The 17,320-nt window shown below is 69.8% G+C and carries 17 protein-coding genes; all 17 read right to left on the reverse strand.

Features of this window, described 5'->3' with window-relative positions; all coding sequences use genetic code 11:
- Window positions 1-654: SH3 domain-containing protein (locus AC07XP_RS30795; protein WP_495266800.1), on the reverse strand; the 654-nt coding region annotated here is incomplete at its 3' end.
- A 78-nt stretch (window positions 655-732) separates the two neighbouring features.
- Window positions 733-1,782: a homocysteine S-methyltransferase family protein gene (locus AC07XP_RS30800; protein ID WP_070064057.1), complete on the reverse strand. Its 1,050-nt coding sequence runs from the start codon at window positions 1,780-1,782 to the stop codon at window positions 733-735.
- Window positions 1,783-1,838: 56 nt separating this feature from the next.
- Window positions 1,839-2,996 carry a histidinol-phosphate transaminase gene (locus AC07XP_RS30805; protein ID WP_495266801.1) on the reverse strand — a complete coding sequence of 386 codons (1,158 nt, stop codon included), beginning with the start codon at window positions 2,994-2,996 and terminating at the stop codon, window positions 1,839-1,841.
- Entirely contained in the window at window positions 2,993-3,814 is an 822-nt protein-coding gene (gene hutG, locus AC07XP_RS30810) for an N-formylglutamate deformylase (protein WP_495266802.1), read from the reverse strand. The genes AC07XP_RS30805 and hutG overlap by 4 nt, the downstream gene beginning before the upstream one ends.
- A gap of 6 nt (window positions 3,815-3,820) precedes the next feature.
- A complete protein-coding gene (locus tag AC07XP_RS30815; RefSeq protein WP_495266803.1) occupies window positions 3,821-5,203 on the reverse strand; it encodes a formimidoylglutamate deiminase in 1,383 nt (460 codons plus the stop codon).
- Complete coding sequence (gene hutI, locus AC07XP_RS30820; protein WP_495266804.1) at window positions 5,200-6,450, reverse strand: imidazolonepropionase; 1,251 nt, start codon at window positions 6,448-6,450, stop codon at window positions 5,200-5,202. The genes AC07XP_RS30815 and hutI overlap by 4 nt, the downstream gene beginning before the upstream one ends.
- A gap of 29 nt (window positions 6,451-6,479) precedes the next feature.
- Window positions 6,480-7,052: a HutD/Ves family protein gene (locus tag AC07XP_RS30825; protein WP_495266805.1), complete on the reverse strand. Its 573-nt coding sequence runs from the start codon at window positions 7,050-7,052 to the stop codon at window positions 6,480-6,482.
- Complete coding sequence (locus tag AC07XP_RS30830) at window positions 7,049-7,717, reverse strand: amino acid ABC transporter permease (RefSeq protein ID WP_062482282.1); 669 nt, start codon at window positions 7,715-7,717, stop codon at window positions 7,049-7,051. The genes AC07XP_RS30825 and AC07XP_RS30830 overlap by 4 nt, the downstream gene beginning before the upstream one ends.
- 7 nt (window positions 7,718-7,724) lie before the next feature.
- Window positions 7,725-8,477 (reverse strand): transporter substrate-binding domain-containing protein, encoded by a 753-nt coding sequence (locus tag AC07XP_RS30835; protein WP_354345165.1) that lies wholly within the window; start codon window positions 8,475-8,477, stop codon window positions 7,725-7,727.
- Between the two features lie 52 nt (window positions 8,478-8,529).
- Window positions 8,530-9,264, reverse strand: a complete 735-nt coding sequence (locus AC07XP_RS30840; RefSeq protein WP_070064051.1) for an IclR family transcriptional regulator — start codon at window positions 9,262-9,264, stop codon at window positions 8,530-8,532.
- A 133-nt stretch (window positions 9,265-9,397) separates the two neighbouring features.
- The gene (locus AC07XP_RS30845; protein WP_495266806.1) at window positions 9,398-10,237 is read right to left on the reverse strand and encodes a phytanoyl-CoA dioxygenase family protein; all 840 of its coding nucleotides are present in this window, start codon (window positions 10,235-10,237) and stop codon (window positions 9,398-9,400) included.
- A 70-nt stretch (window positions 10,238-10,307) separates the two neighbouring features.
- Window positions 10,308-12,038, reverse strand: coding sequence for a urocanate hydratase (hutU, locus tag AC07XP_RS30850; RefSeq protein ID WP_495266807.1), 1,731 nt, complete (start codon window positions 12,036-12,038; stop codon window positions 10,308-10,310).
- A 37-nt stretch (window positions 12,039-12,075) separates the two neighbouring features.
- On the reverse strand, window positions 12,076-13,638 hold the full coding sequence (hutH, locus tag AC07XP_RS30855; protein WP_070064048.1) for a histidine ammonia-lyase: 1,563 nt from the start codon (window positions 13,636-13,638) through the stop codon (window positions 12,076-12,078).
- A gap of 69 nt (window positions 13,639-13,707) precedes the next feature.
- Window positions 13,708-14,445, reverse strand: coding sequence for a histidine utilization transcriptional repressor HutC (gene hutC, locus AC07XP_RS30860; RefSeq protein WP_095743138.1), 738 nt, complete (start codon window positions 14,443-14,445; stop codon window positions 13,708-13,710).
- Between the two features lie 7 nt (window positions 14,446-14,452).
- Window positions 14,453-15,247 carry an ABC transporter ATP-binding protein gene (locus AC07XP_RS30865; RefSeq protein ID WP_062481286.1) on the reverse strand — a complete coding sequence of 265 codons (795 nt, stop codon included), beginning with the start codon at window positions 15,245-15,247 and terminating at the stop codon, window positions 14,453-14,455.
- On the reverse strand, window positions 15,232-16,077 hold the full coding sequence (locus tag AC07XP_RS30870) for an ABC transporter permease (RefSeq protein WP_370681937.1): 846 nt from the start codon (window positions 16,075-16,077) through the stop codon (window positions 15,232-15,234). Before AC07XP_RS30870 ends, AC07XP_RS30865 begins: the two co-directional genes overlap by 16 nt.
- A 13-nt stretch (window positions 16,078-16,090) precedes the next feature.
- A complete protein-coding gene (locus AC07XP_RS30875) occupies window positions 16,091-17,056 on the reverse strand; it encodes an ABC transporter substrate-binding protein (protein WP_495266808.1) in 966 nt (321 codons plus the stop codon).
- Window positions 17,057-17,320 lie beyond the last annotated feature (264 nt).

A 17,320-nucleotide genomic window follows, 5' to 3' on the forward strand; every position in this document is an offset into this window, starting at 1 on the left:
GCCCCCACCGGGCCGGCCCCCGCCCGGATGCGGATGCGACACGCCCGGCTGCGGGCGCGGCGGGCGGAACCCCGGGTCGACGGGCGGCCGGATGCCCGGCCCGTGCGGGGGACGAACCCCAGGTCCATGAGGCGGACGGACCCCGGGTCCGTGGGGCGGACGCACGCCAGGCCCCGGCCAGGGCCGCGGCTGCCAGCCCGGGTGCACGGGCGGCGGCGGGCGCCAGCCCGCGATCGGCGGCGGCGGGGGCCGGTGGCCCCACCAGCGCCGGTCGCCGTACCAGGGGCGGTCGCGGTAGTAGTCGGCCCAGTAGCTGCCGATCACGAAGCTCACGATGGGCACGCCGATGACCGCGCCGTAGGTGGCCAGCGGCACGCGCTGCTGCTGGTAGGCGTAGTCGAGGTTCCTTGCCCAGACCCAGCCGCGCCCGCCGTCGGGCAGCACCACGTCGCACCAGCCGTAGCCGCTGGTGCAGCCGACCACGTCGACCGGCTGCCCCGGCCCGAGCCGTGCCACCAGCGGGTAGTCGCCCGAGGGCCCGGCGCGCAGGTTGACCGCGCCGCGCGTGAAGGCCTGCTGCGCCGCCGCGGCGAGCGGCAGCAGCAGGACGAGCGCGCCCAAGGCAGCGCGGCGCAAGAAGGATGTGGCGTTCATGGGAGGCTCCTGTGCGCCCCAGCGTAGGCGTGGGGCGGGGAGCCGTCAATCAGCCGAGGGCGCGCGCGGCGCCCGGCGTCAGGCGGCTTCCTTGTAGAAGCCGTTGCTGTTCAGGAGGCGGCCCTTCGCGGGCGCCACCGCTGCACCGATCGCCGCGATGTGGTCCGGCGTCGTGCCGCAGCAGCCGCCCACGATGTTCACCAGCCCCTCGGCCGCGAACTCGTGCAGCAGGCGCGAGGTGACGTCGGGCGTCTCGTCGAAGCCGGTGTCGCTCATCGGGTTGGGCAGGCCGGCGTTCGGGTAGCAGCTGATGTAGGTGTCGCCCGCCACGCGCGCCAGCTCCTGGATGTAGGGGCGCATCAGCGTCGCGCCCAGCGCGCAGTTCAGGCCGATGGCCAGCGGCTGCGCATGGCGCACGCTGTGCCAGAAGGCCGTGACGGTCTGGCCGCTGAGGATGCGGCCCGACGCATCGGTCACCGTGCCGCTGATGATCAGCGGCAGGCGCTGGCCGCTGTTGTCGAAGTACTCGTCCACCGCGAACAGCGCGGCCTTGGCGTTGAGCGTGTCGAAGATGGTCTCGACCAGGATCACGTCGGCGCCGCCTTCGACCAGTGCTTCGGTCTGCTCGTAGTACGCCGCGCGCAGCGATTCGAAATCGACATTGCGCGCGCCGGGGTCGTTCACGTCGGGGCTGATGCTCGCCGTCTTGGGCGTCGGGCCGAGGGCGCCGGCCACGAAGCGCGGCTTGTCGGGCGTGCTGTACTTGTCGCAGGCCGCGCGCGCCAGCTTGGCCGACTCGAGGTTCATCTCGCGCGCCAGGTGGGCCATCTTGTAGTCCTCCTGCGCGATGGTGGTGGCGCCGAAGGTGTTGGTCTCGATGAGGTCGGCGCCCGCCGCGAGGTAGGCCTCGTGGATGTCGGTGATGACGTCGGGGCGCGTGAGCGACAGCAGCTCGTTGTTGCCCTTCACGTCGCGCTCGAAGTCCTTGAAGCGCTCGCCGCGGTATTGCTCTTCGGTGAGCTTGAAGCGCTGGATCATCGTGCCCATCGCGCCGTCGAGGATGGCAATGCGGTTGGCCAGGATGCCCGGCAGCGCCTGGCCGCGGGTATAGATGAGGGGCTTGGTCATGTCCGCGATTGTAAAAACCCCGGTCTGGCCCGGCGCGCAGGCGGGTCTTGCCGGCGTCAGCCTTGCCCGCCCGCGATCTCCGCCAGCGCCTGCACGAAGCGCGCGTTGTCCGCGTCGGTGCCCACCGACACGCGGATGAAGGTCTCGAAGCCCGGCTCCTTCCAGGGCTTGACGATGATCCCGCGCGCCAGCAGGGCCTCGTTGACCGGCGCGTTGGGCCGCCCGAGATCGACGAACAGGAAGTTGGCCGCCGAAGGCGCGATGCGTAGGCCCGGCCAGACCGACCCGGCCAGGGCGCGAAGCTGCGCCGCCAGCGCCTCGCGCTGTTGCACGGTGCGCGCCACCGCCTGCGCCATGAAGGCCTCGTCGCCCCAGGCCGCCAGCGCCGCGGCCTGCGCCGCCAGGTTCACGTTGAAGGGCGTGCGCACGCGGTCGAGCAGCTGCACCAGCGCCGCGTCGGACGCGATGCCGTAGCCCACGCGCAGGCCGGCCAGGCCCCAGGCCTTGGAGAAGGTGCGCAGCACGATCCACGGGGAGCGGCCTTCGCCGGCCGCCTGCCATGCGCGCAACAGGGCGAGCACGTCGGGGTAGCCGGGCGCCAGCCGCGCATATTCGTAGTAGGCCTCGTCCACCACCAGCAGCGTGCCCGCGGGCACCGCCGCGAGCAGGCGCGCGAAATCGTCCGCATCGAACATGCAGCCGACCGGGTTCGAGGGGTTGGCCAGCATCACCACCTTGGGCCCGCGCGCGAGCGCCGCGCACCAGGCGTCGACGTCGAAGCCGAGTTCCGGCGTGAGCGTCAGCAGCTCGACCTGCGCGCCCATCATGCGCGGGTAGATCTCGTGCAGGCCGAAGGCCGGGCGCTGCGTGAGCACGCGGTCGCCCGGCGACAGCAGCGCCTGGCACAGCATCTGCAGGATGTCCTCGGAGCCGTTGCCGATCACCACCTCGCCGGGCTGCGCACCGGTGCGCTCCGCAATCGCGGCACGCAGCGCCGTGGAGTTGGCGTCGGGGTAGGTGCCCGCGCGCGCCGCCAGGTCGACCAGCGCACGCGCCACCGCGGGGCTGGGGCCGTACGGGTTCTCGTTGCTCGCCAGCCGCGCGATCTCGCTGACGCCGTAGCGCGCGCGCACGGCGTCCGAGGACAGCCCCGCGTTGTAGGGCGGCAGCGGCGGCACCTCGGGGCGCGCGAACGCGTGGATGGCGGCGCTCACCGGGCGCCGCCTTCGACGAAGGCCAGCACCGCTTCCAGCATGCGGCGCACGTGCGGCTTCACGCCCGCGGCCACGTCGGGCAGGTAGTCGAAGGGCAGCGCTTCCTGCATGTAGCTCGACTGGGTCATCTCCAGCTGCACCGCGTGCACGCCGCCGGCCGGGTTGCCGTACTGGCGCGTGATGTGGCCGCCCTTGAAGCGGCCGTTGAGCACGCCGGTGTAGCCCGGCGCCGATTCGGCGATGCCGCGCAGCGTGGCGGCCAGCCCGGGGTCGCAGCTCTTGCCGTCGGCGGTGCCCAGGTTCAGATCAGGCAGCTTGCCTTCGAAGAAGCGCGGCAGCACCGAGCGGATCGAGTGCGCGTCCCACAGCGCGACGGTGCCGTGCGCGGCCCGCAGGCGATCGAGCTCGGCCTGCAGCTGCTGGTGGTACGGGCGCCAGACGGCCTCGCGACGTTCGGCGATCTCGGCATCAGAGGGCTGCCCGGCGACATCGGCGTACACCGGCGTGTCGTCGAAGGTGTCGACCGGGCACAGGCCGGTGACGCTCTGGCCCGGGTACAGGCTGGCGCCGTCCGGCGGACGGTTCAGGTCGACCACGTAGCGCGAGTGCGTGGCCACGAGCACCGAGGCGCCGAGTGCGTCGGCGAAGTCGTAGAGCTGCTCGAGGTGCCAGTCGGTGTCGGGCACGTGGCGCGCCTCGTCGGTGAAGCGGGCGGCCAGCGCGGGCGGCACGTGCGTGCCGACGTGCGGCATCGAGATCAGCAGCGGGCGCGTGCCCTGGCGGAAGCGGAACGCCGGTTCGGTGGTGGTGAAGGCCATGGGAATTCAGTCCTTGAGGAGTTGGGTGCGCGCGGCAACGAAGGCGGCTGCGGCATCGCCATGCAGCGCGTGGCGCCCGGCCGTGACGCGCGGGCGGCCCGCCACCCAGACCGCGTCGACGGCCGAGGTGCGGTGGCTCGCGAACACATGGGCCGAGAGCATGTCGGGCGCCGACAGGCCCTGCAGCGCGAGGTGATGGGCATCGAGCACGACGAAGTCGGCCTGCTGCCCCGCGGCCAGCCCGCCGACCGCGCGGCCCGCCGCCTGCGCCCCGCCCTGCACGGCTTCGAGCGTGAGCGCGGTGGCCACGTGCGGCTGCGCCGCGCTGGCGCCGACGTTGCGCTGTCGCCGGCCCAGGCGCTGGCTGTATTCGAGCATCAACAGCTCCTCGGCCGCGTTGACGCTGGCGTGGCTGTCGGAGCCCACGCCCCAGGCGCCGCCGTGGCTGCGCCAGCGCGCGAAGTCGAAGATGCCGTCGCCCAGGTTGGCCTCGGTGGTCGGGCACAGGCCCGCGACCGCACCGCTCTGGGCCGCGTATTCGTATTCGGCGTCGTTCATGTGCGTGGCGTGCACGAGGCACCAGCGCGCATCGACGCTCGCGTGGTCGAGCAGCCATTCGACCGGGCGCAGGCCGCTCCACTCCACGCAGTCGTCCACTTCCTTCGTCTGTTCGGCGATGTGGATGTGGACCGGCGCGGTGCGGTCGATGGCGTCCAGGCCGGCGAGCGCCTCGCGCAGCGCTTCGGGCGGCACGGCGCGCAGCGAATGCGGCGCCAGGCCCAGGCGCGCGCCCTGCGCGTCGCAGTCGGGTTTGAGCGTGTCGAGCAGGCGCAGCATCGACTCGGTCGAGCGGATGAAGCGGCGCTGCCCCTCGGTGGGTGGCTGGTCGCCGAAGCCGCTGGTCTGGTAGAGCACCGGCAGCAGCGTGAAGCCGATGCCGGTGTTCTGCGCGGCGCGCAGCAGCGCGCGGCTCAGCGCCGCGTCGTCGGCGTAGGGGCGCCCGTCGGTGTCGTGGTGCACGTACTGGAACTCGCACACGCTGGTGTAGCCCGCCTCGAGCATCTCGGCGTAGAGCCAGGTCGCGATGGCCTCCATGTGCTGCGGGCCGAGGCGCGCGGCAAAGCGGTACATCAGCGTGCGCCAGCTCCAGAAGCTGTCCTGCTGCTCGGCGCGGTGCTCGGTGAGCCCCGCGAAGGCGCGCTGGAAGGCGTGCGAATGCAGGTTGGGCATGCCGGGGATCACCGGGCCGGTCGCCACCTGCGCGCCCGCGGGCGGTTGCGCGCCGGCCTGCACCTGCGTGAGCTGGCCGGCGTCGTTCCATGACAGCAGGACGTTCTTCGTCCAGCCTGCGGGCAGCAGCGCATCGGCTGCGAAAAGCGTGTGTGTCATTCGGTGGCTCCGATGGCGATGCGTCCCTGGCGCACCACGGCGCGCACCGGCTGCTGGCCGAACCAGTAGGCCAGCTCGGCGGCGTCGTGCAGGTTCCAGAGCACGAAGTTGGCGGGCATGCCGGGCGCGATGGCGCCGTGCGTGTCCTGCAGGCCGAGCGCGCGCGCCGCGTGCACGGTGACGCCGGCCAGCGCCTCGGGCACGGTGAGGCGGAACAGCGTGCAGGCCATGTTGACCATCAGCAGCAGGCTCAGCGTCGGCGAGGTGCCGGGGTTGTGGTCGGTCGAGACGGCCATCGGCACGCCCGCGGCGCGCAGCGCGTCGATGGGCGGCAGGTGCGTGTCGCGCAGCGTGTAGTAGGCGCCGGGCAGCAGCACGGCCACGGTGCCCGACTGGCGCATGGCCGCGATGCCGTCGGCCGACAGGTGCTCGATGTGGTCGCACGACAGCGCGCCGTAGCGCGCGGCCAGCGCCGCGCCGCCCATGTCCGACAGCTGCTCGGCATGCAGCTTCACCGGCAGGCCCAATGCCTTGGCGGCTTTGAAGACCTGCTCGGTTTCCGCGAGCGAGAAGGCGATGCGTTCGCAGAACACGTCGACCGCATCGACCAGCCCTTCGGCGGCGAGCGCGGGCAGCATCTCCTTGCAGACGAGGTCGATGTAGTCGCCACTGCGGCCCGCGTACTCGGGCGGCAGCGCGTGCGCGCCGAGGAAGGTGGTGCGCACGGTGACGCCGTAGGCCTCGCCCAGTCGCCGCGCCACGCGCAGCTGCTTGCGCTCGTGCTCGAGCGCCAGGCCGTAGCCCGACTTGATCTCGATGGCGCACACGCCGTCGGCCAGCAGCTGCTCGAGGCGCGCGGCGGCCTGGGCGAACAGCGTGTCCTCGTCGGCCTCGCGCGTGGCGCGCACCGACGACACGATGCCGCCGCCGGCCTTGGCCACATCTTCGTAGGTGGCGCCCGCCAGCCGCATCGCGAACTCGTTGGCGCGCTGGCCGCCGTAGACCAGGTGCGTGTGGCAATCGACGAGGCCGGGCGTGACGAGCGCGCCGCCGCCGTCATGCGGCGCGAGCCCCGCGAACTCGGCGGGCACATCGGCGCGCGCGCCGACCCAGCGGACCGCGCCCTGCGCGACCACGAGGGCGGCTTCGGCGTCGGGCGCCAAGGTGACGCCGGGCGCCGCACCGGGCGCCAGGCGCAGGCCGGTCCACAGGCCGTCGGCCGAGGGGAATTCGCTGGGGGGTGTCATCGTCATCTCCTGTTCTTTGCTTGGGCCGCTCAGGCCGGCACGAAGCGCACGGCCACCAGCCGCGCGCCGTCGCTCGCCGGCGCGGCCTGCCATGCCTGCGCGGCGTCGGTCCAGCACAGGCCCTCGCCGTCACCCAGGGCTTCGCCGTCATTCAAGCGCCACTCGCCGCGCAACGCCAGCAGCACGCCGTGCGGCGCGGGCGCGATGTCGGCGGCGCGTTCCAGCACCTGCACGTCGGCGCGCCACTGGCCGCCGCGCGCCATCACGTTGAAGTCGTTCGAGGCGCCGCCGAGCAGCGTGCAGTCGATCGGGTCGTCGCCCGAAAAGGCGAAGGGCTGGTGCGGCACGTCGAGCCGGTGCGACACGCGGCCGTCGTGCGTGAAGAGGCGCACGCCGTCGCCTTCGAGCAGCATGATCTGGCGATCGATGCCCGGGAACACCGAGAACGGGCCGGGCGACGCGATGGTGGCGATGCTCACACGCCAGCCGAAGCTGTCGAGCCCCGCGCCTTGCGGCCAGCTGGCGATTTCCTGCGTGGTGCCGCCGCCGTTCTTCCAGGGCGTGGCGCGCAGGGTCGCGCGCGAAAAACGCTGCACGCTCATCGCATCAACCCGCCCTGGCGCAGCTTCTGTTCGAAATGCCGCAGGATCAAGGTCATCGTGCCCGTGAGCATGAAGTACACGAGCGCGATGGCCAGGTACACCTCGAGCGAGCGGTACGACACGCTGATGATCTTCTGGCCTTCGTGCATCACGTCATGAATGGTCAGGAGCGACACCAGCGCCGAGTTCTTGATGAGCGCGATGAACTCGTTGCCCAGCGGCGGGATCATGCGCACCACGGCCTGCGGCAGCACGATCTGGCGCATCGCCACACCGGGCGTCATGCCCAGCGACTGCGCGGCCATGGTCTGGCCCTTGTCGATCGACTGGATCGCGCCGCGCACGATCTCGGACACATAGGCGCCCGAGTACACGCCAAGCCCCAGCACGCCGCACACAAAGGCCGGCAGCAGGATGCCGAAGTGCGGCAGGCCGAAGAACAGAATGAACAGCTGCACCAGCAGCGGCGTGCCGCGAATCGCCGCCACGTAGGCGGTGCACACGCCGTATATCCAGCGCCGCTTCGGGTTCAGCCGGCCGATGCCGACCAGCAGGCCCAGCACGCACCCCAGGGCCAGCGCGCAGGCGGTGATCTCCACCGTGACCAGCGCGCCGCGCAGCAGGTCGGGCCAGCCCTGCCAGACGGGCGAGAAATCGAAGTCCATGGCGCGCTTACTTGGCGGTGGCGCTGAACCACTTCTTCACGATGGCCGCGTAGGTGCCGTCGGCCTTGAGCTTCTCGATCGCGCCGTTCACGGCCTTGGTGAGCTCGGGCGTGTCCTTGCGGATGGCCATGCCGTATTCCTCGGTGGTGATCTGCTCGTCGAGCACCTTCAGGCCGCCGCGCGTGCGCACGTACTGGAAGGCGGCGGGCTTGCCGGTGACGGCGGCGTCGGCGCGGCCGATGTCCACGAGGTTGAACATCTCCTGGTTCTTCTCGACTTCCATCAGCTGCACCTGCGGGAATTTCTCCTTGGTGTACGACACGGACTTGGTGCCCACCTGCACGCTGACCTTCTTGCCGTTGATGTCGGCCGGCTTCTTGATGGTGGTGTTGCCGTCCTTCACCATGACCACGAGGCCGCCGGCGTAGTACGGCACGGTGAAGTCGACGACCTTCTTGCGCTCGTCGGTGATGTAGATGCCCGACACGGCCATGTCGAAGCGCTTCGAAATGAGGCCCGGCACGAGGCCCTTGAAGTCGATGTCGATCCACTCGATCTTGCGGCCCAGCGTCTTGCCGATGGCCTCGACCAGCTCCACGTCGAAGCCGGTGCGCTTGCCGTTTTCCACGAACTCCATCGGCGGGAAGGTGGCGTCGGTGGCCACGCGCAGCGGCTCGCCCTGGGCTTGCGCGGCGCCAGCGAAACCGAAGAAGGCGAGGCCGGACAGGGCGGCGGCGACGAGGGTGCGACGGGTGTTCATGGGAGGGCTTTCGTGGAGGTGAGGGAGGGAGAAAGAAAAAGAAAGGCGGCGCCTACTGCAGTGCGCGCGAGATGCGGGCCGCCGTGACGACGGTCATGTGGACCAATGCAGCTTCCATGCCTTCGACGCGCGTGAGCGGCGCCATCAGCGTGATCGCCCCGCGCAGGCGCCGGCCCGCGGCCAGCACCGGCGCGCTCGCGCCCCACACGCCGGCATCGACCTCGCCGTGGGTCACAGCATGGCCGGCGGCGCGGATGGCGTCGAGTTCGGCGGCGCGCTCGGCGCGGCGTTCGGGGGCTTCGTCGAGCCCGTCGAGCAGCAGGTCGCGCGCGTCGTCGGGTGCGTGGGCCAGCAGGCACTTGGCGCTGGCGCCGTCGCGCGCGGGCACGCTGCGGCCGCGGTCGAAGGAGCAGCGCAGCGACTGTTCGCTGTCGATCATCTCCAGGCACACGACGCGCTCGTTCACCAGGGTGACGAGCGCCACGCTCTCGTGGCTTTGCTGCGCCAGCACGCGCATGTCGGCGCGCGCGGCCATCACGAGGTCGGAGTTGCCGTCGAAGCCGCTGGCCAGCTGCACGCTGACGGGCCCCGGCGAGTAGCGGCCCTCGGACTCCATCACGAAGCCCCAGCGGCGCAAGGTGGCGACCTGGCGGTACAGCGTGCTCTGCGACAGGCCGGTAGCCTGCACCAGCTCGGCCGCCGTCATCGCCGCCTTGCTTTGCGCCAGCACCGACAGCACGAACAGCGCGCGGTCGTTGTGGGCAGGAGCGTCAAGGGGGGTCGTCATCGGGGGCAATCGCTGGGCGGTCGAAAGTGGATGCGGCGTGCAGTATCTTGCTCGCCGTTCTCACGACCAAGCCCGAATTCCCACTCGATGGGAATGAGCGCGTTTTTTCTTTCTACCTTCGTCTTACCGAGGCTCAGCGCATCAGCAGCGGAAAGAGCGGATCGTCCATCGGCGCGCCGGCCGGCAGGCGCTCGGCCAGGCCCGGGAAATCGGGCGAGGTCTTCCAGCTGCGCGGGGCGTGGCGGATGTCGTCGCCCATAAAGCGCACCGAGAACACGCGGCGCCGGTTCGGCCCCTCGACGCCGGCCGCCGCATGCAGGGTGAGCATGTGGAAGCAGACGAAGTCGCCGGGCTCGATGTCCCAGCCGACGATGGGGAAGCGCTCGCGCGCACCCTCGATGTCGGGCAGGTCGTCGAGGCTGCCTTCGGGGAACCACTTGGCGTGGTTGTCCATGAAGGTGCGCGGCATCAGCCACGGCCCCTTGTGGGAGCCGGCCACGAACTCGAGCGTGGCGGCACGCGACACCGGATCGACCGGAATCCACATGCTGACGTTCTGCATGCCCTCGATGTTGTAGTAGGGCTGGTCCTGGTGCCACGGCGTGCGCTGGCGCGTGCCGGGTTCCTTCACGAGCAGGTGGTCGTGGTACAGGCGCACGGTGTCGGAGCCCATGAGCCGCTGCGCGAGGGGCGCCAGCGGTGCCTCTCTGATGAAGCGGCCGAAGGCGTCGATCTCCTGCCAGTTGCAGAAGTCCTCGAAGAAGCGGCCCGGGTCGTCGGGCCGGCTCGCGACCTTGGCGCGCGGGCTGGGCGCCGCCAGGTTCGCCTCGATGCCGCCCCGCAGCAGCGCGAGTTCGTCGGCCGTGAGCAACTGGCGGATGCAGACCGCGCCGTCGCGCTGGAACTGCGCCACCAGCGCGTCGTCCACGCGTTCGCGCACGCGGCGCTGCAGGTCGGAAGCATCGAGGGTCATCGTCGGGTCTCCTTCTTTGTCGGGGTGTCGGTGACCCGCTTTTTTACTTCACCTGCGGCGCCTGCCGGCCTTACTTGATCATCGGCAGCTTCAGGCCCTGCTTCTTCGCCGTGGCCACGGCGATGTCGTAGCCCGCGTCGGCATGGCGCATGACGCCCGTGGCCGGGTCGTTGAAGAGCACGCGCCCGATGCGCTTGGCCGCCGCGTCGGTGCCGTCGCACACGATCACCACGCCCGAGTGCTGCGAGTAGCCCATGCCCACGCCGCCGCCGTGGTGCAGGCTGACCCAGGTCGCGCCGCCGGCCGTGTTGAGCAGTGCGTTGAGCAGCGGCCAGTCGGAGACGGCGTCGGTGCCGTCCTTCATGGCTTCGGTCTCGCGGTTCGGGCTGGCGACCGAGCCGGTGTCCAGGTGGTCGCGGCCGATGACGATCGGGCCCTTGAGTTCGCCGTTCTTCACCATCTCGTTGAAGGCCAGGCCGGCGATGTGACGCTCGCCCAGGCCGAGCCAGCAGATGCGCGCGGGCAGGCCCTGGAAGGCGATGCGCTCGCGCGCCATGTCGAGCCAGCGGTGGGTGTGGGTGTTGTCGGGGAACAGCTCCTTGATCTTGGCGTCGGTCTTGTAGATGTCTTCCGGGTCGCCCGAGAGCGCCACCCAGCGGAACGGGCCCTTGCCTTCGCAGAACAGCGGACGGATGTAGGCCGGCACGAAGCCCGGGAAGTCGAAGGCGTTCTTCACGCCTTCGTCGAACGCGACCTGGCGGATGTTGTTGCCGTAGTCGACCGTGGGGATGCCCATGGCCTGGAAGTCGAGCATGGCCTGCACGTGCACGGCGCACGACTTGGCGGCGGCCTTCTTCAGCGCGTCGTGTTGCGACGCGTCCTTCATGGCGGCCTGCCATTGCGGCACGCTCCAGCCCGAGGGCAGGTAGCCGTTGATCAGGTCGTGCGCGGAGGTCTGGTCGGTCACGAGGTCGGGCTTGAGGCCGCCGGCCTTGGCGCGCTTGACCAGCTCGGGCAGGATGTCGGCCGCGTTGCCCAGCAGCGCGATCGACACGGCTTCCTTGGCGTCGCAGTGCTGCTGGATGAGTTCGAAGGCATGGTCGATGTCGCGTGCCTGCTTGTCGACGTAGCGCGTGCGCAGGCGGAAGTCGATGCTCGACTGCTGGCACTCGATGTTCAGCGACACGGCGCCGGCCAGCGTGGCCGCGAGCGGCTGCGCGCCGCCCATGCCGCCCAGGCCGGCCGTCAAGATCCACTTGCCCGCGAGGCTGTTGTTGTAGTGCTGGCGGCCGGCTTCGACGAAGGTCTCGAAGGTGCCTTGCACGATGCCCTGGCTGCCGATGTAGATCCAGCTGCCCGCCGTCATCTGGCCGTACATGAAGAGGCCCTGGCGGTCGAGTTCGTTGAAGTGTTCCCAGTTGGCCCACTTCGGCACGAGGTTGGAGTTGGCGAGCAGCACGCGCGGTGCGTCGGCATGCGTCTTGAACACGCCCACGGGCTTGCCCGATTGAATGAGCAAGGTTTCGTCGTCTTCCAGTTCCTTCAGCGAGGCGAGGATCTGGTCGTAGCAGGCCCAGTCGCGCGCAGCGCGGCCGATGCCGCCGTACACCACGAGGTCTTGCGGGCGCTCGGCCACCTCGGCGTCGAGGTTGTTCTGCAGCATGCGGTACGGCGCTTCGGTGAGCCAGCTCTTGCAGTTCAGCTCGGTGCCGCGCGGGGCGCGGATCACGCGGGTCGGGTCATGGCGCGGGTCGGTGCCGGCGGCGGGGGTGTTCAGGGCGAATTTGTCGGGTGCGTTCATGGCGTGGTTCTCCTTGTCGGGTGGCGGTCGGTACGGATCACTTCGAGTGGCTGGGCAGGATGTCGAGCAGCGCGGCCGGCAGGTCGGCCGCGAGCGCCCACAGGCGCATGGCTTCGATGTCGGGTGCGAGGTAGCGGTCGGTCTCGAGGAACGCGACCTTCTGGCGGATGCGGGCGAATTCCGCTTCGACCAGCGGCGAACTCTTCAGCTTGCGCTTGAGTTCGATGCCCTGGGCGGCGGCCATCGCTTCGATGCCCACCACCACGGCGGTGTTGTTGACCATGTCGCCCAGGCGGCGCGCCGCGAAGGTGGCCATCGACACGTGGTCTTCCTGGTTGGCCGAGGTCGGCAGGCTGTCGACGCTGGCGGGGTGCGCGTGCGACTTGTTTTCCGAGGCGAGCGCGGCGGCCGTGACCTGCGCGATCATGAAGCCGGAGTTCAGACCGCCGTCGCGCACCAGGAAGGGCGGCAGGCCCGACAGGCCGCTGTCGAGCAGCAGCGCGAGGCGGCGCTCGGCGATGGCGCCGACTTCGCTCACGGCCAGCGCAATGATGTCGGCCGCGAAGGCGACCGGCTCGGCGTGGAAGTTGCCGCCCGAGATCACTTCGCCGGTGTCGCAGAACACCAGCGGGTTGTCCGATGCGGCATTGGCTTCGATGACCAGCACGCGCGAGGCGTGGGCCAGGTTGTCGAGGCAGGCGCCCATCACCTGCGGGATGCAGCGCACCGAGTACGGGTCCTGCACGCGGCCGCAGTCGGCGTGCGAGGGAACGATCTCGCTGCCGTCGAGCAGCGTGCGCACGGCGCCGGCCACGGCGATCTGGCCGGGCTGGCCGCGTGCGGCGTGGATGCGGGCGTCGAAGGGCTTGATCGAGCCCTGGATGGCTTCGAGCGACAGCGCGCCCGACATCAACGCGGCGGCAAACACGTCTTCGGCGCCGAACAGGCCGGCCAGCGCCAGCGCGGTCGACACCTGCGTGCCGTTGAGCAGCGCCAGGCCTTCCTTGGGGCCGAGCACGAAGGGCTCGAGGCCGATGCTGCGCATGGCTTCGGCGCCGCTCACCTTCTTGCCGTCGGCCAGCGTGGCTTCGCCTTCGCCGATGAGCACGCAGGCCATGTGGGCCAGCGGCGCGAGGTCGCCCGAGGCGCCGACCGAGCCCTTGCACGGAATGCTGGGCGTGACGCCGGCGTTGAACAGCGCCAGCAGCGCATCGACCAGCGCGGGCCGCACGCCCGAGTGGCCGCGCGCCAGGCTCACGGCCTTGGTCGCGAGGATCATGCGCACCACCGGCGCGGCCAGCGGCTCGCCCGTGCCCACGCTGTGCGAGAGCACGAGGTTGCGCTGCAGCTCGGCCAGGTGGTCGTTGCCGATGCGCGTGCTGGCGAGCTTGCCGAAACCGGTGTTGATGCCGTAGACCACCTCGTCGTTCTCGACGATGTGGCGCACCGCGGCCTCGGCCTTGGCCATGCCGTCCTGCACCGACGGGTCGAGCGCAAGGTGCACGCCGCCGGCCTGGATGCGTCGCAGCATCGCAAGGTCGACCTTGCCGGGCGTGAGGGTCAATGTGGCGTGGGGAGTGGCGGTGTGATTGCTTGGCATGTGAACCTGTCTATACAAGTGGTTGCGAGAGAAAACGTAAGCCTCTGAGGGTCGAAAAAAACGGTCTGTCTAGCCGAAGGTCGGGTTGCCGTCGGATTTAAAGCGGCTGCCCAGGCTGTAGCGCGAAGCCGGATGCAGGCAGCGCACCCAGGTCACGGGCGTGTTGCGGATCCAGGTGCGGCGCGTCAGCAGCAGGCAGGGGTCGGTGGGCGCCATCGCGAGCCGCTCGGCCTGTTCGGCGCTGGGCAGCACGGCATCGACGACGTGTTCGATCTGGTCGAAGGGCACGTTGCGCACCAGGTACTCGCTGGGCGGCACGACCGTGAAGTCCTGCTCGAGAAAGTCGGGCACGACCTGCGGGTTGACGTAGCGCTCCTCGAGCTGCACGGGCGTGTCGTTGTCCAGGTGCAGGCAGGCGCTGTGGAACACCGAGTCGCCCGCGCGCAGGTCGAGCCAGGCGGCCACGTCGGGCGAGGCCGCGAGGCGCTCGACCGCGAGCATCTCGCAGCGGTAGTCGTGGCCGCGCTGGCGGATCTCGCTGGCGATGTTGGCGATCTGCAGCAGCGTCGACTGTGGCTTGTTCTCGGCCACGAAGCTGCCGACGCCGGCCACGCGCACGATGCGCCCCTGCTCCATGAGCTCGCGCAGGGCGCGGTTCACGGTCATGCGCGCCATGCCGAACTGCGCGACCAGCTCGTTCTCGGAAGGCAGGCGGTGGCCGGGCGGCCACGTGCCGTCCTGGATCTTGCGGGAGATGTGATCCTTGACTTGCGCATAGAGCGCGAGGGACGGCAGGTCGCGTTTCATCGGGGGATCAGTGCTCCGCCGCGGCCATCGACTCGGCGCGGATTTCTTCGGTCAGGCGCGCCTTGATGTCCATGAACTCGGGCGAGGTCTTGATGGTGTAGCTGCGCGGGTGCGGGAAGTCGACCGCGATCTCGGTCTTGATGCGGCCCGGCCGCGCGCTGAACACCGCCACGCGGTTGGCCATGAAGATCGCCTCGTCGATGTCGTGCGTGACGAACAGCACCGTCTTCTGCGCCGACTCCCAGATGCCCAGCAGCAGCTCCTGCATGAGCACGCGGGTCTGGTTGTCGAGTGCGCCGAAGGGCTCGTCGAGCAGCAGCATCTTGGGGTCGTTGGCCAGCGCGCGCGCAATGGCCGTGCGCTGCTGCATGCCGCCCGAGAGCTGCTTGGGGAAGTGGTGCTCGAAGCCGCGCAGGCCGACCTTGGCGATGAAGAACTCGCTGCGTTCCTTCTGGTCGGCTTCGCTCATGCCGCGCTCGCGCAGGCCGAAGCGGATGTTCTGCGCCACCGTGAGCCACGGGAACAGCGTGTAGCTCTGGAACACCACGCCGCGGTCGGCACCCGGGCCTTCGATGCGCTCGCCGTCGAGCATCACCTGGCCGGTGGTCGGGAAGTCGAGCCCCGCCACGATGCGCAAGAGCGTCGACTTGCCACAGCCCGAGGGGCCGAGGATGGTGACGAAGTCGTTCTCCTTCACCTCGAAGTCGATCGGCTGCAGCGCCTGCGTGCGCTGGCCCTTGGTGCCGGTGAAGACGCGCGAGACGCCTTGAATGGAGAGTTGGTTCTTCACAGTGCAGCCCATGCAAACAGACGGCGATTCATCGCCTTGAAAGCGAAGTCGGACAACAGGCCGATGACGCCGATCACAATGATCCCGAAGATGATCTGCCCGGTGTTCAACAGCGCCTGGCTGTCGGTGATCATGTGGCCGATGCCCGACGAGGAGCCGATGAGTTCCGCCACGATGACGTACGTCCAGGCCCAGCCCAGCACGAGGCGCAGCGTTTCGGCGATGCCCGGCGCGGCGCCCGGAATGAGCACGCGCGCCACGATGCCGCGGCTGTTGGCGCCCAGCGTGTAGGCAGCCTCGACGAGGTCGCGCCGCGCGCCGCCCACGGTGACGGCCACCATCAGCACGATCTGGAAGAACGAGCCGATGAAGATCACCAGCAGCTTCTGCATTTCGCCCAGGCCCGCCCACAGGATGAGCAGCGGGATGAAAGCCGAGGCCGGCAGGTAGCGGCAGAACGACACGAAGGGCTCGAAGAAGGCCTCGACGGTCTTCCAGGTGCCCATGGCCACGCCCAGCGGCACCGCGATGACGGCCGCCAGCAGGAAGCCGCCGAACACGCGCCACACGGTCATGCCGATGTCGCCGATGAAGCCGTACTCGGTGAAGAGCAGCCAGCCCTCCTTGACCATCGTGATCGGGCTCGCCAGGAAGGTGGGCGACACGAAGCCGCCCAGCGTGGCGATGCCCCACACCACCACGAAGAGCACGAAGAAGCCCAGCCCCAGCATCGTGCGCGCGGATGCGCTGATGGGTTCGAGCGGCGCGAACACGCGGCGCCGCACGGGAGGCGCGGGCGGCGGCGTCACGGCGCGCGCCGGGGCGGCGGTCATCGGTTGCATCTGCGGCAAGGCCTTACTTGACATAGCTGGCGTCGAAGGTGGCGGCATAGTCTTCCGGCGCCTTGCGGATCACGCCGGCCTCCAGCAGGATGGCCGCGGCTTCCTTCATGAAGCTGGTGAGCTCGCCTGCGAAGAACTTCTGGTTGGCGGCCTTGTCCTGCCAGCGCAGGTAGGCCGACGACTTGGCGAACTGCTCGCCGCTTTGCTTGACGGCCGAGCCCATGAGCTCGTTGGCCTTGGCCGGGTCGGCCTTGATCATGTCCAGCGCGTCGAAATACGACTTGGTGAGCGCGGCGGCGGCCTTGGGGTTGGCCTTGAGCCAGGTGGGGGCGCAGCCGACGGTGTCCATCACCATCGGGTAGTCGAGCGTGGTGGCCAGGATCTTGCCGGCGGCCGGGTTGGCGCGCACGGTCGAGAGGTAGGGCTCGTAGGTCATGGCGGCGTCGTTCTGGCCGGCCACGAAAGCCTGCGCGGCAGGCTGCGGCTCGAGCGAGACCACCTTCACGTCCTTCAGGCTCATGCCGTTCTTGCTGAGCATCCAGGCCAGGCCGAAGTACGGCGCGGTGCCCGGGGCGCTCACGCCGATGCTCTTGCCCTTGAGGTCGGAAAAGCTCTTCACGTCGTTGCGCACGGCCAGGCCGTCGGCGCCGTAGGACTTGTCCATCTGGAAGATCTGCACGATCGGCACGCCGTTGGCGTTCCAGGCCACGTGCGTCTCCACCGTGGTGGCCGCGCACTGGATCGCGCCGGAGGCCAGCGCCAGGTGGCGGTCCTTCTGCGGGATCATCTTGAGTTCGACGTCCAGCCCGTTCTTCTTGAAGATGCCGGCCTTGTCGGCCAGCGACAGCGGCGCAAAGCCGGTCCAGCCGGACATGCCGAGCGAAATCTTCGTGTCCTGGGCGGCGGCCGTTCCGGCCATGCCCGCTGCACATGCACCTGCTGCCAGCAGCGAAGCGACTTTCACAACTACCTTGACCATGGGGACTCCTGGTTCCATTTTTTGAGAGAGGTGACTCGGCGATACATGCCCGGGGGATGTGGGCAGCACGCCTCGCATTGTTGCCAGGCGCCCCAACTTGTATATACAGGATAACCCGAAAGTCCTGTTTTGGTGCATCTCCGAGAGAAATGCCCCAGTTTGCTGTCTAGACAAGAGGGGTGCCGGGACGGGGTTCACCATTGCAAACGCCGTGCCACAGTCATATCGGAGCCGCTGGGGGACAATCGGCGTCCGCCCCGGCTC

The organism is Variovorax sp. GW531-E2 (genome assembly GCF_059423125.1).